Source organism: Bacillus sp. FSL R5-0416 (genome assembly GCF_037975425.1).
GTDB lineage: Bacteria > Bacillota > Bacilli > Bacillales > Bacillaceae > Bacillus > Bacillus subtilis.
In genome coordinates this window covers 1,908,789-1,931,012 of the sequence record NZ_CP150252.1, presented here as the reverse complement: position 1 = coordinate 1,931,012, position 22,224 = coordinate 1,908,789, and the positions used below count along the sequence as shown (strand labels likewise).

Annotated in this window: 23 protein-coding genes and 1 pseudogene; 22 read left to right on the top strand and 2 right to left on the bottom strand. The window is 35.7% G+C overall.

What is annotated here, in order from left to right:
- Positions 1 to 14 precede the first annotated feature (14 nt).
- The 13 genes from NYE20_RS09925 to NYE20_RS09865 all read left to right on the top strand — a co-directional run bounded on the left by NYE20_RS09925 (position 15) and on the right by NYE20_RS09865 (position 9,139).
- On the top strand, positions 15 to 1,163 hold the full coding sequence (locus NYE20_RS09925) for a hypothetical protein (protein ID WP_163136437.1): 1,149 nt from the start codon (positions 15 to 17) through the stop codon (positions 1,161 to 1,163).
- 36 nt (positions 1,164 to 1,199) lie between these two features.
- Complete coding sequence (locus NYE20_RS09920) at positions 1,200 to 1,664, top strand: hypothetical protein (protein WP_032721631.1); 465 nt, start codon at positions 1,200 to 1,202, stop codon at positions 1,662 to 1,664.
- A 25-nt stretch (positions 1,665 to 1,689) separates the two neighbouring features.
- A complete protein-coding gene (locus NYE20_RS09915) occupies positions 1,690 to 2,793 on the top strand; it encodes a hypothetical protein (RefSeq protein ID WP_163136440.1) in 1,104 nt (367 codons plus the stop codon).
- A gap of 50 nt (positions 2,794 to 2,843) precedes the next feature.
- Positions 2,844 to 3,317, top strand: a complete 474-nt coding sequence (locus tag NYE20_RS09910) for a hypothetical protein (RefSeq protein WP_069322708.1) — start codon at positions 2,844 to 2,846, stop codon at positions 3,315 to 3,317.
- An 11-nt stretch (positions 3,318 to 3,328) separates the two neighbouring features.
- The gene (locus NYE20_RS09905) at positions 3,329 to 3,715 is read left to right on the top strand and encodes a hypothetical protein (RefSeq protein WP_017696878.1); all 387 of its coding nucleotides are present in this window, start codon (positions 3,329 to 3,331) and stop codon (positions 3,713 to 3,715) included.
- A gap of 9 nt (positions 3,716 to 3,724) precedes the next feature.
- Entirely contained in the window at positions 3,725 to 4,387 is a 663-nt protein-coding gene (locus NYE20_RS09900) for a hypothetical protein (protein ID WP_114523554.1), read from the top strand.
- A complete protein-coding gene (locus tag NYE20_RS09895) occupies positions 4,384 to 4,890 on the top strand; it encodes a hypothetical protein (protein WP_017696880.1) in 507 nt (168 codons plus the stop codon). Before NYE20_RS09900 ends, NYE20_RS09895 begins: the two co-directional genes overlap by 4 nt.
- Positions 4,887 to 5,615: a hypothetical protein gene (locus NYE20_RS09890; RefSeq protein ID WP_017696881.1), complete on the top strand. Its 729-nt coding sequence runs from the start codon at positions 4,887 to 4,889 to the stop codon at positions 5,613 to 5,615. Before NYE20_RS09895 ends, NYE20_RS09890 begins: the two co-directional genes overlap by 4 nt.
- Positions 5,616 to 5,650: 35 nt before the next feature.
- Positions 5,651 to 6,445, top strand: a complete 795-nt coding sequence (locus tag NYE20_RS09885; protein ID WP_010328117.1) for a hypothetical protein — start codon at positions 5,651 to 5,653, stop codon at positions 6,443 to 6,445.
- Between the two features lie 17 nt (positions 6,446 to 6,462).
- The gene (locus NYE20_RS09880; RefSeq protein ID WP_163136461.1) at positions 6,463 to 7,074 is read left to right on the top strand and encodes a hypothetical protein; all 612 of its coding nucleotides are present in this window, start codon (positions 6,463 to 6,465) and stop codon (positions 7,072 to 7,074) included.
- Positions 7,074 to 7,301: a hypothetical protein gene (locus NYE20_RS09875; RefSeq protein ID WP_086352603.1), complete on the top strand. Its 228-nt coding sequence runs from the start codon at positions 7,074 to 7,076 to the stop codon at positions 7,299 to 7,301. The genes NYE20_RS09880 and NYE20_RS09875 overlap by 1 nt, the downstream gene beginning before the upstream one ends.
- 63 nt (positions 7,302 to 7,364) lie before the next feature.
- On the top strand, positions 7,365 to 7,721 hold the full coding sequence (locus NYE20_RS09870) for a hypothetical protein (RefSeq protein WP_128740486.1): 357 nt from the start codon (positions 7,365 to 7,367) through the stop codon (positions 7,719 to 7,721).
- On the top strand, positions 7,721 to 9,139 hold the full coding sequence (locus tag NYE20_RS09865; RefSeq protein ID WP_163136442.1) for a hypothetical protein: 1,419 nt from the start codon (positions 7,721 to 7,723) through the stop codon (positions 9,137 to 9,139). The genes NYE20_RS09870 and NYE20_RS09865 overlap by 1 nt, the downstream gene beginning before the upstream one ends.
- A gap of 6 nt (positions 9,140 to 9,145) precedes the next feature.
- On the opposite strand, the gene NYE20_RS09860 is transcribed toward NYE20_RS09865, so the two are convergent.
- A complete protein-coding gene (locus NYE20_RS09860; RefSeq protein ID WP_101502382.1) occupies positions 9,146 to 9,871 on the bottom strand; it encodes a DUF6270 domain-containing protein in 726 nt (241 codons plus the stop codon).
- Positions 9,872 to 9,882: 11 nt separating this feature from the next.
- Positions 9,883 to 10,122, bottom strand: a complete 240-nt coding sequence (locus NYE20_RS09855; RefSeq protein WP_159376895.1) for a hypothetical protein — start codon at positions 10,120 to 10,122, stop codon at positions 9,883 to 9,885.
- A 157-nt stretch (positions 10,123 to 10,279) separates the two neighbouring features.
- Here NYE20_RS09855 and NYE20_RS09850 point away from each other — a divergent pair, with 157 nt between their 5' ends.
- From NYE20_RS09850 to NYE20_RS09810, 9 genes and pseudogenes are all read left to right on the top strand, one after another.
- Positions 10,280 to 10,780: a hypothetical protein gene (locus tag NYE20_RS09850; RefSeq protein WP_163136444.1), complete on the top strand. Its 501-nt coding sequence runs from the start codon at positions 10,280 to 10,282 to the stop codon at positions 10,778 to 10,780.
- Positions 10,764 to 11,183, top strand: coding sequence for a hypothetical protein (locus tag NYE20_RS09845; RefSeq protein ID WP_128740490.1), 420 nt, complete (start codon positions 10,764 to 10,766; stop codon positions 11,181 to 11,183). Before NYE20_RS09850 ends, NYE20_RS09845 begins: the two co-directional genes overlap by 17 nt.
- Before the next feature lie 13 nt (positions 11,184 to 11,196).
- Positions 11,197 to 12,204, top strand: a complete 1,008-nt coding sequence (locus NYE20_RS09840) for a site-specific integrase (protein WP_163136445.1) — start codon at positions 11,197 to 11,199, stop codon at positions 12,202 to 12,204.
- Between the two features lie 153 nt (positions 12,205 to 12,357).
- The gene (locus NYE20_RS09835) at positions 12,358 to 12,915 is read left to right on the top strand and encodes a hypothetical protein (protein ID WP_144452868.1); all 558 of its coding nucleotides are present in this window, start codon (positions 12,358 to 12,360) and stop codon (positions 12,913 to 12,915) included.
- 54 nt (positions 12,916 to 12,969) lie between these two features.
- The gene (locus NYE20_RS09830; protein ID WP_144452866.1) at positions 12,970 to 13,155 is read left to right on the top strand and encodes a hypothetical protein; all 186 of its coding nucleotides are present in this window, start codon (positions 12,970 to 12,972) and stop codon (positions 13,153 to 13,155) included.
- Positions 13,156 to 13,240: 85 nt separating this feature from the next.
- A complete protein-coding gene (locus tag NYE20_RS09825; protein ID WP_144452864.1) occupies positions 13,241 to 13,705 on the top strand; it encodes a hypothetical protein in 465 nt (154 codons plus the stop codon).
- A 74-nt stretch (positions 13,706 to 13,779) separates the two neighbouring features.
- A pseudogene (locus tag NYE20_RS09820) lies at positions 13,780 to 14,462 on the top strand (immunity protein).
- Positions 14,463 to 14,516: 54 nt separating this feature from the next.
- The gene (gene cwlP, locus NYE20_RS09815; RefSeq protein WP_339185068.1) at positions 14,517 to 21,407 is read left to right on the top strand and encodes a transglycosylase CwlP; all 6,891 of its coding nucleotides are present in this window, start codon (positions 14,517 to 14,519) and stop codon (positions 21,405 to 21,407) included.
- Positions 21,408 to 21,450: 43 nt separating this feature from the next.
- Complete coding sequence (locus tag NYE20_RS09810; protein WP_163136449.1) at positions 21,451 to 22,212, top strand: distal tail protein Dit; 762 nt, start codon at positions 21,451 to 21,453, stop codon at positions 22,210 to 22,212.
- The last annotated feature ends 12 nt before the right edge of the window (positions 22,213 to 22,224 follow it).

Sequence of the window (22,224 nt, the reverse complement as noted above, 5' to 3'; positions counted from 1 at the left end):
AGGTGAATTAATATTTGAGAAGTGCAATCTTAGAGATTAATAATCAACGAAAAGTAAGTGGACGAACCTTTGTAAAGTGGGTTGTTCTTGAAATACATGAAAACAATGCCCAATACAATAAAAACGGTATTACCTGGATCGAAAAATACGTTAATGCAAACTTAAATTCCATTAAGGATATGCCGCTGTGTGTAGAATTTATTGATTGTGAAAACAGTGAACCATTTGGCCATGGCATGACAGAAATTAAAGATGGGACTCCCCTGTTTGAAAACAGTACTGTAGTTGGTGTTACAACCAATGGATATATCGACACTATAGAAGTAAATGGTCAACAAAAAAGAGTGTTAATTGGTGAAGGTTTTATTTACAACCAAAGGTACCCTAAGTTTGTACAATGGCTTAAATCGAAAATGTTTGATGGCGAATTCCCTGAGACCTCAGTAGAAATTTCTGCAGTTGAAGGCAGCTCTTCAATTGAGTATGACGGTGGGTATAAAGAAAAAGGTCGTATACCTATGAGATTTGATTTCACCGGCGACGCAATTCTCGGAATTGATCCAGCTGATGATGCTGCTGTCTTACTGGAACTAAATAATAATCACAAGGAGGAACAGTCAATGGCAAAAACACAAGATGAAGCATTAGTTGAATTGAATAATAAGCTAAACATTGAGAATAAAGCACTTGAAACAAAAGTGGCTGAACTTAATGAGGCGCTTAAGAAAAAAGATGAGGAGTTAAATGCTGCAGTAAAAGCAGCTAAAGATGAGAAAGCAAAAGTTGAGGAGAAAGAAAAAGAAATCAAAAAAGCAAAAGAAGAAAAAGAAAAAGCTGATGCCGAGTTGAATTCACTGAAAGATTTCAAACAAAACGCAGAAAACGAAAAGCTAAAAAGTGAACTAAATCAAGATCTCAATAAATATACAGAGAAAGAAAAATTGGTCGCGAAAGAAAAAATCGAACTCTTCTCCAAATCTCCTTCTCTTGAGCTAAAGACACAAATTCTCTCGGAAATTAACTCTTCAATTGCTCAATCATTTATTGCACAACGTCAAAAGAATCAATCACCTGAAACAAATAGCACTAATGATAAAGACATTTTTTCAGAAATTAATGATGCTGGACAAGAAAGCTCAGTATCTATTAATGATCTCTATTAAAATAAAATAACACTTTTATAGAAATGAGGAATTTATATGTTCAAGTTTGGAACTATTGGTGCCTTCAAACAGGTGCGAAATAACCCGCGTTGTAAAGCAACAAAAGATTTAGTGCCTGGCTTGGTTGTGTTACCAGATGACTCTACTGGCCTGGCGCCTACCCCTGCCGATGCTACAGCAGCAAAGGGCGACATTTATGTTGTTGGCAATATCATTGATAAACCTGAGGTTAGAAACAAAGCTGATTTTAAAGTATTGAAAGATGAATACGTTCGTGCTTTCCGTGTAACTGATTTGGCTGACCTACCAGTTGAATTGAGTCAAGATACAGTTCAAGGTTTTGATGCTCTCATTGTGGGCGATGTTATTGTCCCAGCAGGTGATGGAACTGGTCAATGGACTAAAGCTGGAGAAGATGTTGCTGATTATAAAGTTAAGCTTAAAGTTCTTGAAAAAACTACATTCGGTGGTAAAGGTCTGTACTTAAAAGTACAAGCCTAATCCCTAACTTTTGGAGGTAAAACTTATGAAAATTGAACTTAATAACGTAAAACGGGATTCAGATGTGTTTGCTAATCCCAAGTTAAATTCAAAATCGCCAATTATTGAGATCTTCTCTGCAATTGCAACAGGAAAAGATATTTCTAAATTCGGTAATAAAGCCGATACAGTTATGAACCATGTCAAAGATTTAGCAGCTCAAGCTGTACTAGGAAACCCTGTGGCAAAAGCTGAAATAAATACAATTGTTAGATTAGCAATTGAACCTAAACTTATTTCAGCTGTTAAATTATTTGATTTCATGGGTACTTTTAGACAAATCGGTTATGATCAACAACCAATGATGACTACATACGCACACGAATCAATTAGAAGTGGTTTCCAAGCTTCTCGTGGAGACGTTCCTTTTGCTACTACAACTTGGAACGAATACCCTATTGGAACACAGACTATTTCAGCAGGCTATGCTGTTAATTACCGTGAAATCCAAAGTGGAAACCTAGATAAAGTTGCTGAAGGTATGGAACAAGTTCAGACCGATATGATGAATAAAGCTATGTATTATGTCGTAAATGAAATGTACAACGCCATTAAGTCAGCTACCGGTGTTAAATATTTCTCGGAAAATGCCGGTATTCAAAAATCTGCAGTTGATGACACTATTAAGAAGGTTCGTAGATTCGGTCAACCATCTATCGTTGGTGATTATTCTGTTGTTTCTCAGTTAAATGATTTTGCTGGATTCCAAGCAGTCGCCGGAGATGCGACTAGTACAAAATTGCCTGAATCAGTAATGGATGAAATCCGCAAGACAGGTTTACTGAGTACTTATAAAGGTTCTTCTGTTGTTGAATTACCTAATGCATACAACCTCACTGAACTTAACAAGACTGGAGATAACTTCAAAACTTACCTTCCTGAAGGTCTTCTATTCTTCATTCCTCAAGGTGCAAAATCTCCTCTTCAAGTATTCCAACGTGGTGGATTAACTTCTATGACAGGTAACGATATCGTGTCTGGTACAGAGATTACTCGATTTGACATGGAAATCGGTGCAGGTGTAGCTAAAGGACAAGAATATCAAATCGGATTAATCCGTGATGAAAATTTCGAAATCACACCTGAATAAAATCATTATGGAGGGCATTGTCCCTCCTAAGTAAAATTATGGAGGGTATTATGTCAATTAATTTAGATAAGAAAATCGCTATTAAAAATTTGTGCTCGTGGGACTTATATTTCAAAAAATTAGAAAGCCATGGAGATTTCCGTTTACCTGCTAATGGCATTCGTCAAATTACAGTAGGTGAAGTTCAGTCTCAAGTTTTTGATAATGTGAAAATGTTTGTAGGCACTGATGGGCAAGGGTCTCATGCGAAAATTTTCATTGATGATAAAGAAACTAGGGTTCACCTTGGGTTTGAGGCTACTGAAAATGACAGTGAGCAAGAAGTGATCACACCTGAAAGAATCAAGCAGATTTTAGCTTACAAAACTCAGAAAACATTCGAAGAAAATGTAACTAAAGATATCAAACTAGAATCCGAAAAAGCTCAGTTATTTGAAATTGCAAAGAAAGAAAAAGTAAATGACTATAAAAAGATCAAGTTTATCGAAGAATTTACTGGTTTTAAGTTTGATACAGAATCATAAGGAGTGATTTAATGACGCCTTATGAAAAAATTATCAATGTTTTTCATTCTTTGTTTCAATCGAACGAAGTGTTGCCGGAGGGTCTTGAAAAACAGTTTTTGATTAATGCTATTAGCGATTACGAAACAGATCTTACAGATCTTGGTTTCCATGAAGAAACTAATACGTTTGATGTCAAACTTTCAAGAGCTCAAACCCAATTACTCGGAATGCTTATGTACAGAGGATATTTAGGCAGATACAGAGATAGGGCTCTCAAGTTGAATAACGTAATTGGACGAGATATTCAATTAACAGGCTTAGCAAACACAAAAGCACAAGTAAATAGAGCATATGAGAGCTTGTGTGATGATATTGATCAAAAAATTAGCAAGCTTAAAACCAATAATTTCGAGTGAGGTGCTTAGATGTCAATAGATTGGTACCTTTCTTCCTCCTCGAATTATTTAAGTGGCTGGGAAAACGATGAATTTAATACGAACAAATATGAAATATTTAAAGAAATTCTTGCGAATTCACCCGAAACATATGATATTGAGCTCAATCATAAGTCTCAACAGGTAATTATCCAAACAACCCAAGACAGTGAAACTAAGAAAGTGCTTACCGTATTAGGATTGCTTAATCGAGGCGACTTGATTAAATATGATGATAGTTATTGGATTGTTAATTCAAGACCTACAGACAATAAAATGAACGATAGTGCTACTATAAGACAATGTAACACCTCATTTTTTCTAACCTCAGAAGACAAGTTAGTCGATACTGGCAAAATTAACGAAATCACCGGTAAGCCAATTTATGAAAAAGTACCTGGTGAAAAAACTGAAGTCCCCTGCATATTCGAAAGGACAACTTCAATAAATGGCACTGAATTGGCGGTAAATCTTCCGGATGGTCAAGCAAACATTACAATTCCTTATCTTGTTCATGAAAAATTGAAAATCGGACTTACCCTCACCTTCTTTGGCGAAGATTATCAAGTCGATGATATAGACTATTCTAAAGTTTATGGAGACCACGGAACAATAAAATTGGTTGCCAAAAAGAAAGTTGGTGAAAAGGCATGAGCATGACTGTTGAACAGATGACAAAAGTCTTCAGATTAGTTATGGATGATGTTGAACTGAATCGGCTCTTGTATTATAAAGATGATCCTCTCTCCCCTTCTCATCCAGATGTTCAATCACTTGAAAATTATTATGACTCCACAAATGACTCACCCGCTATAATCAATACCATATTTAAGCGAGCACCTAAAACAGATGATCTATCGGATTCACCGTTATGTAGGATGTGTGTTTATTTAGGGAACGCATTACCAAAACCATCCAACCAAAGTGCGATGCTTCTTGATCAAGACTTGATGATTGATGTTTTCACCCATATTAACACCTTTGAAGAAACCGAATTTAGAAATCTTAAGATTAATGACAGAATTAATAAGCTCTTGTTCAATCAGAATTTTGCTGGTATTGGTAAGACAAACTCTTATAAAAGATTGTTAATCACTAATCCACCTGACGGTTACCTTGGATATAAATTAATATATACCTTTGGGGCGATGAAATGATTGATAGTGAATTCTTTATAACCGGTGAACCAATCCCTACTGAATTTGGCGATTGTCGGTTTATAAAAGTTAAGGAATATGCTTTTTTAACTCCGTACCTCAGCTGGTTTAAGATGTCTAAGAAAGAGATTATTTATACTTACAGCAAAAAGGAAAATAATCAATTTGGCCAATTAGATGGTCTTATTGCCGAACTTAAAAAACTGTCATTATTTGAAATTACAAGTATCCTTCCGAATTTTAAAGAAGCGTATGAAGTAATATTTAGTACAGTTTTTAATGGCGTTGAAATTTTAGAGAAACTTACACCGGAAAACTTCGAAGCCCTAAGAGAATTGGTCTTGAGAATGTCTTGTCTAAAAGAGGAAAAAATCAGCTCTAACCCAGAGATACAGCGAGCTAACGAGCGCAGCAAAAGGGTGAAAAGTCAGGATTCAGATTTGGTTGATATGGCAGACATCATGAGCAGTGTTGCTGCTCACACTGGATATTTGTACAAAGATATTAATGAAATGACTCTGTTTCAGTTATACATGACTTACTACAGAGTTGGTCAATTCAAACAGTACGATACCTCCACCCTGTTTGCAACCGTTTCACCTGATGCAGCCAAACACATGGAAAGCTGGGGAAAACATATCGATTTATTTGAAGAAGAAAAACATTACATAAGCAGAGAAAGTTTCATGAAACAAACTAAAGGTTTTGGTAAAGGCAGCGCATAGCTGTCTTTTTTATTATTTAAGGAGGCAACAATTAGATGAAAACAGTTATTCAAGATACAGCTGACGTTTATTTTAAACGAAAATCTGACGGTAAGCTTGTATTCACAGCCGAGGCACAAACAGCATCATTCTCCCAAGCAATCTCCGAAGAAAAACTTAGAGGTGGAATCGGAAATAAACCACTTTACATTCTTAAATCTGAGAAGGAAATTAACCTAACTGTCAAAAATGCTTTCTTTGATTTAGAATGGCTTGCAATGACACAGGGTGAAACAATTCAGGAAGAAACAAAAGTAAAGGTTTTCGATAGAGAACATGGACTGATTGTAGATGATACAAACAAAGTTACTCTAAAAGGAAAACCTGTAAGCGATGTTACTTTCTATAACAAAAAAGGTTTAACATATAAGATTGCTGTTTCAACTGATGGCACATATACAATTCCAACAGCATTTGCGGCTGCTAAAGACAAACTAACAGCTGTGTATCAAATTGAAAAAGTCGGTAGACGTTTAGCCATTAAAGCCAGCAAGTTCTCAGAACGATATGAAGTTGAATATCGCACTATTGCTTATAACCCTGATACAGAAGAAGTTTACAGTGACATCTATATCCAGTTCCCTAATGTTTCTCCTTCAGGGGAATTTGAAATGTCATTAGAAAATGGAAATGCTTTAGCACCTGAAATTAAGTTTGAAGCGTTAGCAGATACAGATACAGACGAAATGGCTGTAGTAATCGAAGCAAGTAGAGATGAAAATACCGCAGCTCCGGTTGAGGATACAACAGGTTCAACTCAAAGCTCAGATCTTGGCGGAACAACTGAATAATTAAGGGGGTGTTTATTATTGCTTTTTTAAATCAAGACGGTGATAAATACACCTCTGCAAAAGATGATGGGACAGGTAATCCCATAACAGCTGTATCAATTGAACGTTCCACTGTCCCCTTGGAGGTTGGTCTCAATAATGACCAGCCTCTTAATGTTAATGTGGCCAACACTGCACTTGATGTAAATATAACTAATACGGCTTCTGTCCCTGTTTTGGTTAAAAACACTGCAGCAATTAAAACTCAAGTTCAAAAATCCTATTCTGAATTTATTGTTACTGATGCTGATACCGTAGCTACAGGTGCAACTAAGTCTTATACAGTTGATCTAATCGATTCACTTGGTGTTTTCAGAACTTACGGTGTTGCTATGTACACAACTCAAACAGACAGCTCAAACAGCAAAGTTTTAGCAAGTATTTATTCCGTACCGAAAAACATCCCATTTTATTCTGCAACTACATCAGGTAATGATAATTCTGTTCTATTCAACAGTATTGCTTTTGTTCAGAATTACCCCTTACAAAAACAATTAACTTTCACTGCTCCAAAAATACATCTGACAGTTAAAGCAGCCGGTACAGTTGATCTAACTGGGTTAAAAATCGTTGTTTGGGGGATGGAATAATGACATTTGATGAAGTATGTGGTCTGTTCAAACAATTTGATGGTTTGGAACAAAAATTCCTATTGCTATCAGATGGTTCCTATATCAGTGTTGATGATTTCAAGCAACGGTTTGAAGGCGACTTCAATGAATACGAACCTTTAAGTTCGCTTCAGTCATCCCCTTCTTCTACTCCAGCTTGGGAAGTTATATGGAATAAGCTACAAGAGGATGGGCTTTTTGAATAAGTCCTCCCCTCTTGTTTTTTTAGATAAAAGACAGTTTTTATTCAAATTAAGGAGGTGGAGTTGTTGACAGAAACGACTGAAAATGTCGTAGTAACGATTCCAGACAAAACTTCATTTACATTTCATGAAGCAACAACTGCCCCATCAGAAGGTGAAGAGTTTGTAGTGGGCCATTTTCAAGAACTTACTGTTAAGATCTCTGGTTCCTCAACTTCACGTGAAGTTAGATTTTATGCGGTTGACGAAAATGGCGAAAAATCAGTCTTGAGTGGCACCAATAAAACAGATTTCCAACTCGCTAGCAGCACATTGAACACAAATGAATATTGGGACTTTGATATCGCTGGATTGTTTAAAGTAATGTTTGAAGTTTACGCAGTCAATGGTGATGTATCTGTTAAAGGAATTGCGGTGAGTTGATGAGTAGCAGTAAATTTGTTGGTCAATTAAAGCAAAACAATGAACAAATTAACAATCTAAAAGAACTGTTTTCACAAACTGATAAACATATGGTTACACACGAACAAAAGTTAACTGATCAAGTTAGTGAATTTATGGAGTATCAAAACTATGAGTTATACAAACACACCGACGATAAGCTTAACCCTCATGATGTAACTAAGTTACAGGTCGGACTTGGGAATGTTCTAGATATTGAGCAAGCATCAAAAAGTGAGTTCAATGAGCATGTAAATAATACAAATAACCCTCATAAGGTTACAAAAGCTCAAGTAGGGTTAGAAAATGTTGAAAATATACAACAAGCATCAAAAAATGAATTTTCAACACATGTAAATGATAAGACAGTTCATATTACAAGTGTTGAGAGAAATAACTGGAACACAACACTAGACACAGCAAACACAATAATGGAGAACTATGTAAATGGGGAAATCACCAAAATCAATTTAGAGTTAGTCAAGGGGCTGGATGGGTGTAAATATAGAATTATTGCTGGAACAATTCGAAATTCTGGATCAGGTTGGCAAGTTATTGGTGATAGTGCACATAAAAGTGTAAATATCGCATCAGTATCTATTCCAACTGAAAACGAATATAAGCTTCAAGTTAACTATGGGCTTACTGGAAAAACCATTTCCTCAATAATAATTGGAGCAGATGAGACGTTTGCGAAATACGGTGTTATAGCTGGTGCAAGTGTAAGTAAAGACAGTTGTTTCATTGAGATGGCCGCTCCATTTTTCGCAAAAGTTATTGGAACTTCTGTTCTCTCAGCTGCATCAAAATATCATAAGAATGATATAGATATAATATCAAAAGAGGATAAATCCGGTTACATAATCAAACATGCAACAATGCCATCTGTTGATGTGGTTTCAGCACAGTTCTCACAAGATACTGTACCGTCGTATGGCGGAGAGTTGCGCACTGTCTCAACCGCTTCACAGATAGATGTGACTTATTATGAAAACATACATGGTTATATTCGCTACCTTAACGGAGCATGGGAGATTAACTCTAATAATATATCACCAGCCACAATTTCATGGGATTCAAATTATAACGCTCTACGGGTAACTCATAATCAAATTTCGAACATATATAATTTTCACATGTCCAATTCGGGAAATCTCAATCCTTATGTTTACTCACTTAACACAACTAGTGCCTTAATAAGGTTTAAGGATAATAGCGGCAATCTTATTACATCCCCAAACGAAGATATGAAAATTATATTTTTTGACTTTGCAAAAGTTCCTTCACTTTTACCAAGTGGTTCTGTTACCAAAATTTCACGTGGCTATGTCCCAATTAAACCTGAAAATATGGTGGAAAGCTACGGGAACTTTTGGATATTCGGGATTACAGAAGTATAAAAGCACCTATTTATCAAGGTGCTTTTTTAAAATTGAGTTTAACGAGGAAATAAAATCGATGTAATATTTTTCTTCATAATGAAAGTTAGACAACCCCCATTTATGATTAGCGTCACATTTGTATGAATCTAACTCAATACAATGAATTCTTTCCGCTAAATTACGCTCAATGAAAGTATACATTCTTTTTAAATAGGCGTTGTTCTTTTTTATATCTTGACCATTTTCAAAATTTAGAATATCCCCATTTTTGTCTATGTATTGTTCTTTCCAATAAGCTTTGTGAAGAATAATCATTCCTTTGTGATACTTTTTAAGCTCTTGGATAAATCTTAAAGCAGAAGCTTCCCATGAAGAAAAGAAATCCTCTGACTTTTCAAATAAAGTTGTATTTAGTATTCGAGGTAGGTTTGAATTTGCATATTCCATAGACCTCGTAATAAACGTTTCATAAAATTTAAGTACATCTAATCGTTCATCAATAAAATCAATTATTAATACATTATCAGATTCTTTTTGAATATGTCTGCGAAATACTTTATGAAGATCATTGTAAACTTGCTTCTTTTGGAATTCGGAATCTAACTCTATACCGTCTTTTTTAATGTTTAATGGTCTAGAATAAAGAGAAACTAGAGATGATCTTGCAAAATAATTTTCAATAACATAATCATTTTTCACAAAAGAAAATGGGTCTCTTGTTACGCAACTACCAAAGATGTCAATTTTCATTTTTACTGCACCTACTTAACGACAGAGTAACTCCAACTATTACTATTTTCATAAATTTCATAAATGTAAATTGGACTTTCATCCATATCTAAGATTTCAGCTCTATGAAGAAAATTATTTATCTGTTTTATTTTAAAACCACTCGATTCTATTGCTCTTTCTTCATAAATTAAATCTGCAATTTTCCATGCAATTGATTTTAGTTCATTATTTTTTGGAAAAGAACCATTTTCTAAATTATTCGCCAGCAAATTAAATACAAGCCTCCCATGTTTATGTTGCATTTCCATAATTATTTATAACTATAACATGTCTTTTTGAAAAAGTCAGGTTATTAATTACTAACTGCAATTAAATCATTTCTTTATTTAATGCAGAACTTTTTTACAATAAAAAGGAGGAATTCAAATGGCATCAAAGAAATTAAATTTAGGATTAATCGAGGAGAGCATCAGTAAATATGACAAGAAAGAAAAAGTCCAATTAACCGATGATGTACATGTATTCATCTACCCATACTTTTCTCCTTCTCGGTTAACAAAAATGCTAACTGAAATGATCTCTGATCAACAAAAAGCTGAAGATAAAGGTATTGATTTTAGTAAAATAAACACTGTTCAATGGGTATTCTTTTCAATTGTCAAAGAATTTTCAGAATTGGGGATACCGAATGACATCAAAAATAAAGTTAAATGGTACCTTAAGCTTGTGGATTCCGAATTTTTCCCTATGATTATTAACAGTTTTCCAAAAGAAAGTATGAAGAAGCTTAAAGATGCAACAGAAGCTTTAGAAAAAATCACTGAAGACTTGTTAACTATGAACCAAGAGGAAATCAACAAACTTATTCTAGAAAAGGTAGAAGAAATAGAGATCAGTTCTGGTGAAGTTAGTGGCGAAAACAATTAAAGATATCAAAGCTATGGTTGAACTAGCTGCAATTCAATCAATTCATAAGTCTTCCTCTAATGTGAAACATATTATGGTGAAAACAGGACAAGAACATGTAGATGAAGATGTTTACGGTGCATACAATCCCCTTCTTTATGAACGCACAGGACAAATTAAAGATGCTTTTATCACCGCCAATGAAATCAATGGGGTGTCTTTAGACAACATTAGACAAGATGATGGGAAAGACGTTGCAACTGTAATTGAAACAGGACAAGGGTATACATACCCTGATTCATATGAATATGGCTATGGAAAACCTCGTCCTTTTATGAAGAATACTTCTGATACACTAAAAGACGGACGATTAACTGCAGCGCTAAAAAAAGATTTAAAAGCAGACGGAATTAAAACAGACTAATGGTGGTGAATTAATGGCTAAAATTAAGAAAAACATGTTACGGGATAGAGCTAAAAAACTCCCGGAAATCACAGACGAAATGTGGCTGCGTGTAAACGATGAATTAAGAACAATCGTTGATGAGTTCATTGCTGTTCAAAACTTTAGTCCAGCAACAAAAAAACAATATCAATCTGGACTAAGACAGTTTGGGTATTACGTATATCAATCAATGAATAACAAACCTTTATATAAGCTTACAAAAAGAGATATCCTTCGTTATTTAAGCTATCTTCGTGATAACCGCAAACTCTCCTCATCTGCACAAAGCTTTAAAAAAGCTTGTGTTTCATCCATGTTTAACTACATTGAGAATGTTATTGCTGATGACGAGGATTTCAAAGAGTACCGTAGTTTTAGGAATTTAACTCGTGGGCTCCCCCCTATCCCCAAGAACAAAGTATATGATAAAGTGAAAATTACTTTTGATGAGTACAAAGATATGATGGATGTCCTTGAAAAGGACGAGAATTATTTAGGTATGGCCTGGCTTGCGACAGCCTTTAACGTCGGGGCCAGAAGGAGTGAAATTATACAATTCAAAACAGAAATACTGGATTATCCAATACCTGATGGAAAGACATTTGTATACAGTCATAATGTGCGACTAAAAGGGCAAGGTGATGATGGCAAAGTAGAGCCTTTTATGATTAACCTTGAGGCATTAAAATACATGCGATTATGGGTTGAGAAAAGAGGCTATGAATCGGAGTACATATTTTCAACTAAATACGGCGGCGAAGTTAAACAAGCTTCAAAGTCATGGGCAGATTATTTTTGCTCAAATGTTTTAAGCGATATTCTCCAACGAAGAGTCAATCCTCATATATTTAAAGCCTCCTGTGTAACTTATCTGCTTGAAAGTGGAGTGGATTTAAAACTCGTTTCAAAGTATGTTGCTCACCACGAAGATGTATCAACCACTATTGCACACTATGATCTAAGGGAATTTGAAGAAGAAAAGAACAAAATATTCTCCTAACACTCCCCTCTCCATCCAAATAAAATCCCTCTTTTATGCAGAATCAATATCCTTCAATCGAGGGATTTTGCTTATGCCGAAAAGAAATTTACAAAATCGGACAAATAATGATATTATTTACTCATCTAATCAAGAAGGTAGGATAGTGCTAATATGCTGTTTACTATTGACTTCTCTACAAAATATACGCCAGATTTACAACATTTAATTTTCGCTATTATTATGAGCATGATAGGTGCCCTTGTCGGTCACCTAAAAAGCAATGGAAGTATTCAGATGCCCTTACTTTTAATCGATTACAAAAGAAAAAAAGATCAACGGAATGTTAAAATCTATAAGAACCCTTTAAAATTTTCAAGGATTGCCATTGACTTTCTTTTGTTTCTAATTGGAATAAGACATGGCAGGAATAAGAACTCAGATTCTCTGTCGTTGGAATTAGGTGTTTTTGGTGATTTAATTGTAGGTATTGCTACTGGGTCTTTATCATTTGCAGCACTTGGTCTTTCAGGTGCAAATAATACCTTTACTCTCATTACAACATCAATATTGGCTGGTTTTGGTGGCTTTTCTTATATTCAGAATTTGCAAATAGAAAATATGAACAAGCAACAAAGTTATGATTATCAAGCTACCTCGATGGATCCAAGTAAAATTTCACATTTAGATGTTCATCAGGAAACAGCTGCTACACAACAATTTAAACAGTAGCAATAATACCCAACAGGTTGTATAATTAATTTAAGCATCAAAAATGGGGTGATAATGATGAAAGTGATTGTTACCAAAGAAGAGGCTATGCTGCTTGATCGTTATTTTGAAATGATGAAAAACCCACAATTGCCTATAGTCAAGAGAAGAGTTGCGAAAATGCACTATGACGCCCTATACAGACAAGCCAAGCTTAGGAATATAGATGAAGTAAATAAAGAATTAGAGCCCACTTGTTAACCCCCACTTTTTGTGGGGGTTGTTTTATATCCACTACCTAAATTTCTTTCCATACTGGTCGATAATATGGAGAGGTGATTATTGTATGTGGTTTATAAAGAAAAAAATTAAAAAAGAACCAAATAAATTAAAAGAAGTATTAGAGAATTGGAATGATGAAGAATTAATTGAATATATAACTGATAGCTTTTCATATTTTCATAACAATAATCCAAGAATAGAATTGAATCGTTTGCGTGGATTAGATAAAGACACTATTACCCTTGCAATAGCAAGGATGATTCAGATTGAAGAAGCGTATGACAACTCAAAAATTGCTTCGGGAATTGTAGTAGGCACTTTTTTTATTAAAGCTGTTGTTGATTTCTTGAAATATAATATTGACGAAAAGTCTTTTAATTACTTACTTTCACTCTTCTACGCAGTTGTTATGGCTGCTGTCTTCTTTCTACTCGTAACTTTTGGAGTAAATAAAGGAAAAAAGCATCGATCTAATGCTTCCCGATATAGGAGCTTACTTGAACAAGTAAAATCAGAAAAAGAGAAATGACCCCTCCCTACTATTATGTTATAACCATTTGGAATCATGGTATAATGTAGGAAAATGATACCGGCGGTGGTTGAATGGGATATAAGTTTATGACTTATGGTGGCTATTTTTTATTCTGTCTTTTCTTTTTGCTAATGGATGGCTGGAGAGGCATGGGAATTTGCTTAATAATTGTAGGATTAGCCCTATTAGCACTTGAGCCCTATAAAATTAAAGCCCAAAAAAATATAGATAAACTAAAAGAAAATGCGGAAACACTCAAGCACTTCGACGGTGGTTTTAATCCAGACAATTTCTTTAATAATTACAAAACTAAAATTGCATTTAAGGAATCTGATTCCTTTGTGAAAATATATCATCTTAATAGAGATGAACATATTGAAGAATACACAATCCCTTTTTCCAATATTATCGAATCCGAAATTGCTTTGGACAATCAAATAATTTATAAGTATCAAAATCGGGAATCGTAGCTGGTGGCCTGTTAGCTGGAGGCATTGGAGCTGCACTTGGAGGGTTGTCTGCCTCTTCAATACAAAATGAAATGGTCAAATCCGTCACGCTAAAGATTACTGTTGAAGACCTAAGTAAACCTATCCATTACATCGATTTTCTCCCCACACAAGAAGTTGAAGGGTATAATACTCAGGGGTATAAGAAAGATAGCAATATCATTCAACAAGCACTTAAGAATGCAGAATATTGGCATGGTGTTATGGATGTAATTATTAAGAAAGCAAACAAAGTCGCTCAATAATTGAGTGACTTTTTTTCTTTGTCCTCTCCCCTACTGAAAGGAAGTGATTCTTACTTGAGTCAAAACCTCAAAATTATACTAACCCCACAAGCTGATACCTCATCCAAAACTGTCGAACAGTTAAATCAGCAAATTAAATCTCTGGAAAAGAAACTCAATTCCCTCAAGCTCAATACTAATATTGATTCTACAACCTTAAAAGCTCTGCAAGAATTCTCCTCTGCTGTCGATGCATATCAGAAAAACCTAAAATCCTATAATCAAACAGTTAGAGAAACCTCAACAGTAATTAAGAATGCTGACGGATCGGTTGAAAAACTCACCCAGCAATATAAGAAGAATGGTGAGATACTACAACGTGAAACAAAAATAATCAACAATCGTAATACAGCATTAAAGCAAGAAACTCAAGAAGTTAACAAGCTTACTCAGGCCACTGAGAAACTAGGACAGGTTCAAAAAAAGACCGAGCAGAGAAATCTGCAAGGACAGCCAACAAAGGTTGTGCAGAAAAATCGTCACGGGTTCGATGATATTGTTTATACAACTGATCCTAAAACTAATTCGACTTCTTCAAAAACTACAACTAATTATGACCAACAAAGGAGAGCAATTGAGCAGCTTAAGCAAGATCTAGAGAAGCTTAGACAGCAAGGTATTGTTACTGATACGACCATCTCATCTCTTGGCCGAAAAATAAACACAGCTCAATCCGCTCAACAAATTGAAGCACTGCAAAATAGGATAAGGATGTTAGATGATAAATCTGCGGCAGTTGCGAAGAACAACGAATTAAAGAAAACCATTGAATTATATCAGCGACAGGCACAAGTAAATGTTCAAAACCTAAATACACGGTACGGCAGTTCTATGGGCTCTAGTAATAGACAAGCTGTTCAAGATTATTTGAATGCAGTAAATAGTCTTAATGTAAGCACTGGAAGCAATAATATCAGATCACAAATTCAAAGCTTGAATATGCAATTTAGAGAATTAGCCTCCAGCGCTCAAGCGGCTGCTAATCAAGCCTCTTCTTTTGGAGCAGAACTAACCCAAACCTTCAAAAGCATGTCCACCTATTTAATCTCCGGTTCTTTATTCTATGGGGCTATCTCTGGACTTAAAGAAATGGTATCCCAGGCAGTTGAAATTGATACGCTCATGACAAATATCCGCCGTGTTATGAATGAGCCGGACTATAAATATAATGAACTTCTCCAAGAATCTATTGACTTAGGTGATACACTCTCAAATAAGATCACAGATATTCTCCAAATGACAGGCGATTTTGGGAGAATGGGCTTCGATGAAAGTGAACTCTCCACGTTAACGAAAACTGCTCAAGTTCTTCAAAATGTCTCCGATTTAACTCCCGATGATACAGTTAATACTCTTACGGCAGCAATGCTCAACTTTAATATTGCAGCCAATGATTCAATATCAATTGCAGATAAATTAAATGAGGTTGATAATAACTATGCTGTTACAACACTCGATCTAGCGAATTCTATCCGGAAAGCAGGTTCAACTGCTTCTACATTCGGGGTCGAGTTAAATGATCTTATTGGTTACACAACCGCAATTGCTAGTACAACACGTGAATCAGGGAATATCGTTGGTAACTCTCTAAAGACAATTTTCGCACGAATTGGGAATAATCAAAGCTCAATTAAAGCGTTAGATGAAATCGGTATTTCTGTCAAAACAGCTAGTGGAGAAGCTAAATCAGCAAGTGATTTAATTAGTGAAGTTGCTGGTAAGTGGGATACGCTTACTGATGCTCAAAAGCAAAATACTTCAATTGGAGTAGCAGGTATTTATCAGTTATCCCGTTTTAATGCAATGATGAACAACTTCTCTATTGCTCAGAATGCGGCAAAAACTGCAGCTAACTCTACGGGAAGCGCATGGAGCGAGCAACAAAAATATGCTGACAGTCTCCAAGCAAGATTAAATAAACTTCAAAATAACTTTACTGAATTAGCGATTGCAGCTTCAGATGCTTTTATTAGCGATGGATTAATTGAATTTACTCAGGCTGCTGGTTCTTTGCTTAATGCTTCAACAGGAGTAATCAAATCGGTTGGGTTCCTACCTCCCCTTTTAGCTGCGGTAAGCACTGCAACCCTTTTGCTTAGTAAGAATACCCGGACATTAGCCACCGCCTTAATTTGGGGTACACGTGCAATGGGGCAAGAAACTTTAGCGACTGCTGGTTTAGAAGCTGGTATGACTCGTGCAGCTGTCGCCTCAAGAGTTCTAAAAACTGCTCTTCGAGGGTTGTTTGTGTCAACATTAGTTGGCGGTGCATTCGCTGTTTTAGGATGGGCACTTGAATCATTAATTTCATCTTTTGCAGAGGCTAAAAAAGCTAAAGATGATTTTGAGCAGAGCCAGCAAACCAATGTCGAAGCAATTACAACTAATAAGGATTCCACTGATAAACTAATACAACAATATAAAGAGCTTCAAAAGGTTAAAGAGTCCAGATCTCTAACTTCAGATGAAGAGCAAGAATACCTTCAAGTCACTCAGCAATTAGCACAAACTTTCCCTGCATTAGTTAAAGGCTATGATTCTCAAGGAAATGCAATTCTTAAGACAAATAAAGAGCTTGAAAAAGCGATTGAGAATACTAAAGAGTATTTGGCTTTAAAGAAACAAGAAACAAGAGACAGCGCAAAGAAAACATTCGAAGACGCTTCTAAGGAAATTAAAAAGTCTAAGGATGAATTAAAGCAGTACAAGCAAATAGCTGACTACAATGAGAAAGGTAGACCTAAATGGGATCTCATTGCAGATGACGATGACTATAAGGTTGCAGCTGATAAAGCTAAACAAAGCATGCTCAAAGCTCAATCTGATATTGAGAGTGGAAATGCTAAAGTTAAAGATAGCGTCCTTTCAATTGCAAATGCTTATAGTTCAATTGATATCAGTAATACTTTAAAGACGAGTATTAGTGATGTTGTCAACAAACTTAACTTAAAAGATGATTTAGATCCTGAAGAATTAGAAAAATTCTCCTCTTCTTTAGGAAAGCTTCAAGAAAAAATGCAAAAAGCTTTAGATTCAGGCGATGAAAAAGCTTTCGATAACGCAAAAAAAGATCTTCAAAGTCTCTTAGAAACATACTCCAAATCCGATTCTTCTATTGATGTTTTTAAAATGAGCTTCGACAAAGCACAGAAGAACATAAAAGATGGAGATAAGAGCTTATCTTCCGTCAAATCTGAAGTTGGTGATTTAGGTGAGACGCTGGCAGAAGCAGGTAACGAGGCAGAAGATTTTGGTAAGAAGCTAAAAGAAGCTCTGGATGCAAATAGTGTTGATGATATTAAGGCAGCTATTAAAGAAATGTCAGATGCTATGCAATTCGATTCCGTTCAAGATGCTTTAAATGGGGATATTTTTAATAACACCAAAGATCAAGTAGCTCCTCTCAATGATCTTCTGGAAAAAATGGCTGAAGGTAAAAGTATTTCTGCAAATGAAGCTAATACCCTTATTCAAAAAGATAAGGAACTTGCCAAGGCTATTAGCATCGAAAATGGCGTTGTGAAAATTAACCGTGATGAAGTTATCAAACAAAGAAAAGTTAAACTTGATGCTTATAACGACATGGTTACCTACAGCAATAAATTGATGAAAACAGAAGTTAACAACGCTATCAAAACTTTAAACGCTGATACCTTACGGATTGACAGCCTGAAAAAGCTACGAAAAGAACGAAAGCTTGATATGTCTGAGGCCGAACTGTCAGACCTAGAAGTTAAGTCAATTAATAATGTTGCAGATGCAAAAAAAGAACTTAAAAAGCTTGAAGAGAAAATGCTTCAACCTGGTGGATACTCCAATAGTCAAATTGAAGCAATGCAAAGCGTTAAATCAGCTTTAGAATCTTATATTTCTGCATCTGAAGAAGCCACCAGTACACAAGAAATGAATAAACAGGCACTTGTTGAAGCTGGAACATCTTTGGAGAATTGGACAGATCAACAAGAAAAAGCCAATGAAGAAACCAAGACTTCTATGTATGTTGTTGATAAATACAAGGAAGCATTAGAAAAAGTTAATGCTGAGATTGACAAGTACAACAAGCGGGTCAATGATTATCCGAAATACTCTCAGAAATATCGAGATGCAATTAAGAAGGAAATTAAAGCACTCCAGCAAAAGAAAAAGCTTATGCAGGAACAAGCTAAGCTACTTAAAGATCAAATTAAATCCGGTAACATCGCTCAATACGGTATTGTAACCACTACATCTTCATCTGGGGGAACCTCTGCTTCAACTGGTGGCTCATATTCAGGCAAGTATTCAAGCTACATAAATTCAGCAGCTAGTAAATACAATGTTGACCCTGCCCTTATTGCAGCTGTAATTCAGCAAGAATCAGGGTTTAATGCTAAAGCACGATCTGGTGTAGGTGCCATGGGATTAATGCAACTGATGCCAGCAACAGCGAAAAGCTTAGGAGTAAATAACGCTTACGATCCTTATCAAAATGTTATGGGTGGAACAAAGTACCTCGCCCAACAGCTTGAAAAGTTTGGCGGTAATGTTGAAAAAGCATTGGCTGCATATAATGCTGGGCCTGGTAACGTAATTAAATATGGTGGTATCCCTCCTTTTAAAGAAACACAGAATTACGTCAAGAAGATCATGGCCAACTACAGCAAATCCCTCTCCTCTGCCACTTCTTCAATCGCCAGCTATTATACAAATAATAGTGCTTTTAGGGTAAGCTCCAAATATGGACAACAGGAATCTGGTCTCCGCTCCTCCCCACATAAAGGAACTGATTTTGCTGCAAAAGCAGGTACAGCAATTAAATCTCTTCAAAGTGGTAAAGTCCAAATTGCTGGCTACAGTAAAACTGCAGGTAACTGGGTTGTTATTAAACAAGATGATGGAACAGTTGCCAAGTACATGCACATGCTTAACACTCCTTCTGTTAAAACAGGTCAATCAGTTAAAGCCGGTCAAACTATTGGTAAAGTTGGTAGCACAGGGAACTCAACTGGAAACCACCTTCATTTACAGATCGAACAAAATGGAAAAACAATCGATCCTGAAAAGTACATGCAAGGTATTGGAACTTCTATTTCAGATGCGTCACAAGCTGAGGCAGAACGGCAACAAGGGATAGCCCAGGCTAAATCTGATCTTCTCTCCCTTCAAGGAGATATAGATTCAGTCAATGATCAGATTCAAGAACTTCAGTATGAACTAGTTCAATCCAAACTCGATGAGTTTGATAAAAGAATTGGGGATTTTGATGTTCGGATAGCTAAAGATGAATCAATGGCTAACCGATACACTTCTGACAGCAAGGAATTCCGCAAATACACCTCTGATCAGAAAAAAGCTGTTGCAGAACAAGCTAAAATCCAACAACAAAAAGTTAATTGGATTCAAAAAGAAATAAAAACAAATAAAGCATTAAACTCCGCTCAACGTGCCCAGCTTCAAGAAGAGCTTAAACAAGCCAAGCTAGATTTAATTTCTGTTCAAGATCAGGTTCGTGAGCTACAGAAGCAACTTGTCCAATCTAAAGTTGATGAGACGCTTAAGTCAATTGAAAAGTCATCTTCTAAAACCCAAGGGAAAATTAAAGATGTTGATAATAAAATTTCAATGACTGAAGAAGATGAGGACAAGGTTAAGTACTATAGCAAGCAGATAAAGCTCATTCAGCAACAACAAAAGGAAGCCAAAAAATATATCAAACAGCTTGAAGAGCAAAAGAAAGCTGCGAAAGGTTTCCCTGACATCCAGGAACAGATCACTGAAGAAATCGAAAACTGGAAAGATAAACAGAAAGATTTTAACCTTGAGCTTTATAACACCAAGAAGTCGATCAAGGATATCTATAAATCATTGGCTGATGAAGTTGTATCCATCTACAAAGAGATGTACGAAAAAATGCGGGATATTGAGTTAGAAGCCCATCAGAAAGCGACACAAGATAAGATTGATGAGATCGACAAAGAAGACGAAGAAGCTAAATATCAAAAGGAATTGAAGGAGAAAAACCAAGCAATACAGGAAACAAAAGATAAGATCAGTAAACTTTCCATGGACGACTCCTCTGAGGCTAAATCGCAAGTCAAAGACCTAGAGAAACAACTTCAAGAGCAACAGGAAGCTTTGGATGAGTATATAAAAGATCGTAGCAACACAAAACGGAAAGAAGCCCTTCAAGATCAGCTTGATAAAGATGAGGAATCAATTAACAACAAGTACGATGACCTGGTAAATGATGAACGAGCATTCAAAAAGCTTGAAGATAAGCTTATGGATGGTAAAATCACTGATATCGCTAAACAGCTTAATGAATTCACCAAGTTCATAAACGAGAATATGAAGTCGATTGGGAAAAGTATTTCCAATAACTTGATTGATAAGCTTAAGGACGCTGCCAGTGCATTAAATACCGTTACAACTGGAAATACAACCGGTAAAAAGGTGTCATCATTTGCTTCTGGTGGATATACAGGCACGGGACTTGGAGCAGGAAAGCTTGCATTCTTACATGACAAGGAACTTATTTTAAACAAGACAGATACTGAAAACATGCTGGAAGCTGTGAAACAAGTTCGTCAAACGTCCACTGATAACTCAGTAAAGACTGCCTCTAAATGGGGTCAACCTGGTAAAATTTCTGATGTTTTAAGTAAGAGTATCGCCCTTGTCACCCCAGCAATGAACGCTGCAGTTACTAGCCAAACAAATCTAACTAAAGGCTTAATTCCAGCTCTTAAGAACTTATCAACACCTACTGTATCCCCTTCTACACCTCAAGGGAATACATCAAACAATCAGAACTCATTCACAATTAATGTAACAGAAGCTAGTAATGCTAAAGAAACTGCGAGCTTAGTGTACAAACAATTAGCAAATGGGCTTAAAAATACTGGACTAAATTTCAACATCACATGAGTCGGCTAAGATTGCCGGCTCTATTTATATTGGGGGTGAAAAATTGATTAGGCAGAGCCAATATTTCATGTTTGATAGCGTAAAGTCGATCGACTATGGTGTAGAAAACGTTAATACAGAATCAGGGTTAGTTGAGGAATCTTTTTTGGGCTCACGATCAGTTAATGAAACTTATGTAAAAGGAAGATCAGAGCCGTACACTGAAGGTGTCAAAAGAGAATCAAAACAATTCCCTTTAAACTTTTATGTGGGTGAAAATTATGATGAGAAAAAAATAAGAGCAATTAAGCGCTGGCTAGATGTCGATGATTACAAGCCCCTAGCTTTCAGTGATAATTTAGACATTGTGTATTATGCAATGCCCGTAGATACCAGTGATCTAGTCCATAATGCGGCTAGACATGGATATGTTCGTTTGACAATGAAATGCAACTCCCCTTATGCATATAGTCGAAACACAAGTACTCATTCCTTTGATATATCATCAGGAATGAAAATCATTGAACTCCATAACAAAGGTGATGTTGCGATTTACCCTACTGTTGAAATTCTTAAAATTGGCGACGGCGATGTAAAAATCGAGAACTTGAGCGATTATACTGATCCCTTTATTTTCAGCAATCTAAAAGACAGAGAAATTGTTAAAGTGAATGGCGACAAAGAAATTATTGAGTCGTCTATATATGGAAATCAAAGATATGATGATTTTAATGACAATTATATTAGATTGGATTACGGAAAAAACCGATTAAAAGTGACCGGAAAATGCAAACTGAGATTCACTTTCAGATTTAAGTATAGATAAGAAGGTGAAAAA